The organism is Actinomadura sp. BRA 177, from assembly GCF_013372625.1.
GTDB lineage: Bacteria > Actinomycetota > Actinomycetes > Streptosporangiales > Streptosporangiaceae > Spirillospora.
In genome coordinates this window covers 1-5,680 of the sequence record NZ_JABXFD010000442.1, presented here as the reverse complement: position 1 = coordinate 5,680, position 5,680 = coordinate 1, and the positions used below count along the sequence as shown (strand labels likewise).

Here is a 5,680-nt window from a genome sequence, read left to right as displayed (position 1 = left end):
CGCTGGACGCCGCCGCCGAGCGGGACGCGCCCCGCCGGGCCGCGTCCCGCTCGGCGGCGGCGTCCAGCGCGTGCACGGGGCGGTCCGCGACCACCAGCTGCCCGTACAGCCACCGGCACGCCTCGTCCTCGGTGGCGAACTCCGCGCCGATCCGCCCCTGCCGGAACTCCACGACGCCGCCGGAGAAGCCCTCGGCGGTCCGGGCGATGAGGTAGTAGCCGGTCACCGTCCCGGCGGCCGGCCGCGGTTCGCCCGGCAGGACGTACAGGCGGGCGGGGACGCCGGCCCGGGCAAGGTCCCGGCGCAGCCGCGGGAAGGTGACGCTGGAGCCCAGCCAGCCGGCGGGCACCGGGGCGGACGTCTCGGCGCCGGGCGCGGCGGCCTGCCCCTGCGCGGTCTTCTGCCGCTCCTGCGCGTCCAGCCGGGACCGCAGGTACGACCAGCCGACGGTGCCCGCGCACAGCACCGCCGCGACGCACAGGCCGGCGACGACCTTGGTGAGGTTCTCGTCGAACGTGCGGCGGGTGCGCTGCGGGCCGAACAGCAGGGCGTCGCGGAGCCGGCGGCGCCGCACCGCCACCGACTCCAGCAACTGGGCGTCGTAGTCGCGTACCAACGGGGCCTCAGCCGGGTGTGCGCCGCGGTCCCCGCGGCGTCCCGGTCAGATGCCCCGGACGGCGGCACCCGCGCGGTTCAGCGTGGTCCCGGCGATCTCGTCGTTCTTCTCCAGCGTCGCCTTGACCAGCCGGATGATCTCCCGCGTCTCGTTGGCCGCGGTGTGCCACTTGGCCTCCTTCGCGCGGTACTCCTCCGACACGCCGGTGGCCTCGAAGTCGGCCAGCGCCGTTTTGACGTCGGTGTCCCGCGTCCCGATCAGGGCTTCCAGCCGCGCCACGATCTGCTGGATGTTGGCCTGCGCCTCCGCCGAGGCGCCGGTGTCGTAACTGCGCCGTCCGGTGTCTCCCACTGCCGGCGTCCCTTCTGCGAATCGGTGCGTTCGGACGTCAGGTGCTGCGGAACTTCGCACCGTCGAAGTTGGCCGCGGACATCGTCCGGCTCGCCTCGTCCGACATCTCCTGGTCGCCGGTGGCGAACACCTTCTCCATGCCGAGCTGGCCGGTGTTCACCCTGTTCAGGCCACCTTTCAGATCGGCGATGATCTGGTCGGAATGAGCCTTGAAACTGTCGAAGGCCGCCTTCCCGACGCCGTTGAACCGGCCGGACAGCGGCTCGGCCGCCACGATCAGCGCCCGGACCAGCTGGGCGAGTTCCTCGCCGCGGTCACCGGTGTTCCTGGCCAGCGTGACAAGTGTTTCCTGGCCCTGGTCCCATCGTCCCATCGTCGCCTCACCCGCCGGTCGACTCGTTGTGGTGCGCGCTGTCACCGTGCAAATCGTCAATGACGATAGCCCGGTGGCGCCCGCGCTGCCATAGGACGTGTCAGAAGTCCCTGTGGTTCAGTTGTGGCATGAAGTTCGAACTGGTGGAACCGGCCGAGCCGGAAAGGCCGCCGGACCATTCCGGTGCACCTTTTTCGGACGACCGGAATACCGACGATCCGGTCGCCGCGCTGCTGGACGCCGGACGGGAGGCGCAGGCCGCCCTCGGTGCGGTGGGCGAGGTGGCGGACACCGCGCTGGCCCGGCTGGCCGCCGCACTGGCCCGCCGGGACGCGGGCGGGGCGTGACGGCTACCGCTCGCGCCAGCGGCTGGTGATGGGGAGGCGGCGGTCGCGGCCGAAGTTCTTGGGGGTGATCTTCGGGCCGGGCGGGTACTGGCGGCGCTTGTACTCGGCGATGTCGACGAGCCGGATGGCGCGGTCGACGAGGTCCGGGGCGTGGCCGGCGGCGATGAGGGACTCGCGGCCCAGGTCGCGTTCGACGTAGTCGGCGAGGACGGGGTCGAGGACGGTGTACTCGGGCAGGGTGTCGCGGTCGCGCTGGTCGGGGCGCAGCTCGGCGGACGGCTCCTTGACGATGATGGCCTCGGGGATGGGCTCGTGCGCGAACGGGTGCAGGAACGGCAGGTCGACGCGGGCCTGGGTGTTGCGCCAGCGGGCGAGGTCCCAGACGGTGAGCTTGAAGACGTCCTTGATGGGGGCGAAGCCGCCGGCGGAGTCGCCGTAGAGGGTGGAGTAGCCGGTGGCGAGCTCGCTCTTGTTGCCGCCGGTCAGCACGAGGTGGCCGTGCTCGTTGGACAGGGCCATCCAGACGTTGGCGCGGATGCGGGCCTGGAGGTTCTCGGCGGCGAGGCCGTGCAGGTCGAGGTGCTTCTCGAACGCCTCGACCATGTCGGCGATGGGCACGACGCGGGAGTTCAGGCCCTGCCGCTTGACGAGGTCCTCGGCGTCCACGACGGAGCCCTCGGACGAGTAGCGGCTGGGCAGCAGGACGGCGTGCACGTTCTCCGGGCCGATCGCGTCGGCGGCGATGGTGGCGACGAGCGCGGAGTCGATGCCGCCGGACAGGCCGAGGACGACCGAGCGGAAGCCGTTCTTGCGGACGTAGTCGCGGGTGCCGAGGACGAGCGCCGCGTAGATCTCGCCGAGGTCGTCCATGGGCTCGGCGGCCGCCTGCGGCAGCACCGGGTAGGCGGGCAGCGGGTCCGGGGTGAGGACGTGCCGCTCGATGGTGATGGTGGTGCCGTCCTGGGCGTCGACGGGGGTGCGGCCGGGCTCGGCGGACGGGTCGGCTGCGGGCAGCGCGAGGTCGGCGACGAGGAGGTGCTCGACGAACTGGGGCGCGCGGGCGAGCGGGGTGCCGTCCGGGCCGACGATGACGGAGTCGCCGTCGAAGACGAGTTCGTCCTGGCCGCCGACCATGTTGACGTAGGCGAGGGCGCAGCCGGCCTCGCGGGCCCGTTCGGCGCACAGGTCGAGGCGGACGTCGTCCTTGTTGCGCTCGTAGGGGGAGGCGTTGACGGCGAGCAGCAGCCCCGCGCCGGACGTGGATGTCACGCTGACCGGGCCGCCGTCCTGCCAGAGGTCCTCGCAGATGACGGTCGCGACGTCGACGCCGTGGACGCGGACGACGGGCAGCCGGTCGCCGCGCACGAAGATCCGGTACTCGTCGAAGACGCCGTAGTTCGGCAGGTGGTGCTTGGCCGAGTGGACCAGCACCTCGCCGTTGTGCAGCCACGCGGCGGCGTCCAGCGGCGCCCCGGCGGGCTGACCTGACCGGACCAGCCCGACCGAGCAGCGGTCCAGGTAGCCGGTGACGACGGGCAGGTCGCCGAGGCCCTCGTCGGCGAGCCGGCGCGCGAGCCGGTCCAGGGCCCGCCGGCACGCCTCGACGAAGGACGCGCGGAGCGCGAGGTCCTCCACCGGGTAGCCGGTCAGCATCATCTCGGGGAAGGCGACCAGGTGCGCGCCCGCGTCGGCGGCGCGCCGGCTCCATTCCACGATCAGGTCGGCGTTGCCGTCGAGGTCGCCGACGGTCGGGTTCACCTGCGCGAGCGCGATCCTGAGCTGTGCCACGTTCCCAGGGTAAAACGCCGGAGGTGGTTTCGTCACTTTGACGAGAAGTGCGTGTCGAGCGCGGCGGTCCGGCGGCGCCTGATCGCGGGGGCCAGCGCGAGCTGCGCCGCGGCCGCGGCGAGGGCCAGACCCGCGCAGGTCAGCCACAGTGCGGACGCCCCACCGGTGCCGAGCAGCTGGGTGCCGCCGAGCGGTGCCAGCAGGAAGCCGCCCGACCACGCCATCCCGTACAGGCCGCCGTACCGGCCGCGCAGGTCGGCCGGCGCGAGGTCGGCGACGACCGCCTGCAGGACGGACGCCGCCGTGATCTCCCCGAGCGTCCACACCAGGATCGTCGCGGTGTAGGCGAGGACGGTCGAGGCGAGCGAGGTGAGCCCGTAGCCGAGCCCGACCAGGACGAACCCCGCGACCATCACGAGGCTGTGGTCCCGCCGGGCCAGCCACGCGTTCACCAGCGGCTGGACGATGATGATCAGCACCCCGTTGGCGGCGATCGCGAGACTGTACGCCTGCGGGCCGAGCCCGTCCTCCTTCATGGCCAGCGGCATCGTCGTCATGCCCTGCATCAGCACGAACGTGTACACGAGCGTCACCAGCACGTACCCGACCATGACCCGGTCGCGGAGCGCGCGCCCGAACCCGCCGGGCGCGGCGGAACGGGCGTCCCGCGACCGCGTCTCCGGGATCGCCCGCCACACCAGGACCCCGAACCCGGCGCAGGTCAGCGCGTCGATCCAGAACAGCCACAGGAAGCCCTGCTGCGCGAGCGTCCCGCCGAGCACCATCGCGACCGCCCAGCCCAGGTTGATCGCCCAGAACAGCAGCCCGAACGCGCGCGGACGCTCGGCGGGGGAGATGATGTCGGCCACCATCGCCTGCGCGGCGGGCCGGTACATGTCCAGCAGCACGCCGAGCAGCAGCGCCGCCGCGACGATCGCCGTGATCCCCTGCGCGTAGTCGAGCGCGAGCATCGCGGCGCCGGTGCCGACGGTCGCGAGCGTCAGCGTCGGGCGCCGCCCGAGCCGGTCGGCGAGCATGCCGCCGGCGATCTGCCCGCCCAGCGAGCCCGCGCCGAGCACCGCCATCACCACGCCGGCCTGCGCCAGCGACAGCCCCCGCATGGTCGTCAGGTAGAGGCCCAGGAACGGCTCGACCATGGTGCCGAGCCGGTTGAGCAGGGTCCCCGCCCACAGCACCCAGAACGGCCGGGGGAAGCCGCCGACGCGCGGCCGCAGGAACGCCGCGATCCTGCCCGGAGCAGGGGCGACAGGGGGGTCCTCCACAGTGGTCACTGCACGATCGTGAGCGGTCTCCACGCAGCGCGGTAATCATTTAGCCTGGACTAACTGATCGAGTTCGTGTTCGCGCCGGAGGACGTGGCCCGCGTCCGGTTCGCGTTCTCGCCGCTGTGGGAGATGGTGCTGAGCCTGCGGGTGCTCGGCGACCCGTCCGGGCACGCGCTGCACCTGCCGTGGGTGCACGCCGTCCGGCCCCGGCTGCGCGGCCTCGACCTGGAACCGCTGCTGGAGGTCGTCCCGCCCACCGGGTACGCGCCCGACTTCCTGACCCCGCCGCCGGAGACCCCGCTGCCCGACCTGGCCGCCGAGCTGGAGACCGTCCTCGCCACCCCGCCGGACGTGGTCGTGCACGAGCTGCTGCGCGTCGACCGGGCGCACCGCCCCGGCCGCCGGCGCGAGACGATGGCGGCCGACCCCGAACGCACCCTCCGGACGCTCGCCGACCTGCTCGAACGGTACTGGGCCGTCGCCGTCGAGCCGTGGTGGCCGCGCATCACCGACCTGCTGGAGGGCGACGTGCTACGCCGCACCCGCGCCCTCACCGCGCACGGCACCGCCGGGGTCTTCGGCGACCTGCACGACACGGTCTCCTGGGGCGCCGGGACGCTGTCGGTCGAGCGGCGCTGGAGTTTCCGCGGCGAGCCGGCGGGACGCGGGCTGCTGCTCGTCCCCAGCGCGTTCGTGTGGCCGGACGTGTCGGTGATGGTGCCGCCCTACCAGCCGCTGCTCAGCTATCCGCCGCGCGGGGTGGCGACGCTCTGGGAGAGCGGCCGCCCGGCCGAGCCCCTGTCTTTTAAACACATCTCCGAGCCCACGAGCCGGACTCCTAACTCGTATGCCGGCTTACGCTTGCACAAAAACAATGTACTAAGCCATACATCAAATCACCAAGAACACACAACAACAA

The 5,680-nt window shown here is 72.6% G+C and carries 6 protein-coding genes and 1 pseudogene; 2 read left to right on the top strand and 5 right to left on the bottom strand.

All coding sequences use genetic code 11. The features are described from left to right. From HUX53_RS40205 to HUX53_RS26490, 3 genes and pseudogenes are all read right to left on the bottom strand, one after another. A pseudogene (locus HUX53_RS40205) lies at positions 1-616 on the bottom strand (hypothetical protein); the annotation flags it as partial. A gap of 45 nt (positions 617-661) precedes the next feature. Further along, on the bottom strand, positions 662-967 hold the full coding sequence (locus HUX53_RS26495) for a pore-forming ESAT-6 family protein (protein WP_176405940.1): 306 nt from the start codon (positions 965-967) through the stop codon (positions 662-664). Between the two features lie 37 nt (positions 968-1,004). Beyond that, positions 1,005-1,340: a hypothetical protein gene (locus HUX53_RS26490; protein WP_176405939.1), complete on the bottom strand. Its 336-nt coding sequence runs from the start codon at positions 1,338-1,340 to the stop codon at positions 1,005-1,007. A 128-nt stretch (positions 1,341-1,468) separates the two neighbouring features. Here HUX53_RS26490 and HUX53_RS26485 point away from each other — a divergent pair, with 128 nt between their 5' ends. Beyond that, the gene (locus HUX53_RS26485) at positions 1,469-1,687 is read left to right on the top strand and encodes a hypothetical protein (RefSeq protein ID WP_176405938.1); all 219 of its coding nucleotides are present in this window, start codon (positions 1,469-1,471) and stop codon (positions 1,685-1,687) included. Positions 1,688-1,690: 3 nt separating this feature from the next. Here the strand turns inward: HUX53_RS26485 and HUX53_RS26480 are convergent, their stop codons facing one another. Beyond that, entirely contained in the window at positions 1,691-3,475 is a 1,785-nt protein-coding gene (locus tag HUX53_RS26480; protein WP_176405937.1) for an NAD+ synthase, read from the bottom strand. A gap of 32 nt (positions 3,476-3,507) precedes the next feature. Then, positions 3,508-4,767, bottom strand: coding sequence for an MFS transporter (locus tag HUX53_RS26475; protein WP_309237440.1), 1,260 nt, complete (start codon positions 4,765-4,767; stop codon positions 3,508-3,510). A gap of 66 nt (positions 4,768-4,833) precedes the next feature. Here HUX53_RS26475 and HUX53_RS26470 point away from each other — a divergent pair. Further along, the coding region (locus HUX53_RS26470) for a DUF5937 family protein (RefSeq protein WP_176405936.1) at positions 4,834-5,680 on the top strand (847 nt) is incomplete at its 3' end.

Bases quoted from the DNA above. Each gene is read 5' to 3' on its own strand.
- HUX53_RS26490 (WP_176405939.1), bottom strand. From the start codon at position 1,340: ATGGGACGATGGGACCAGGGCCAGGAAACACTTGTCACGCTGGCCAGG.
- HUX53_RS26485 (WP_176405938.1), top strand. From the start codon at position 1,469: ATGAAGTTCGAACTGGTGGAACCGGCCGAGCCGGAAAGGCCGCCGGAC.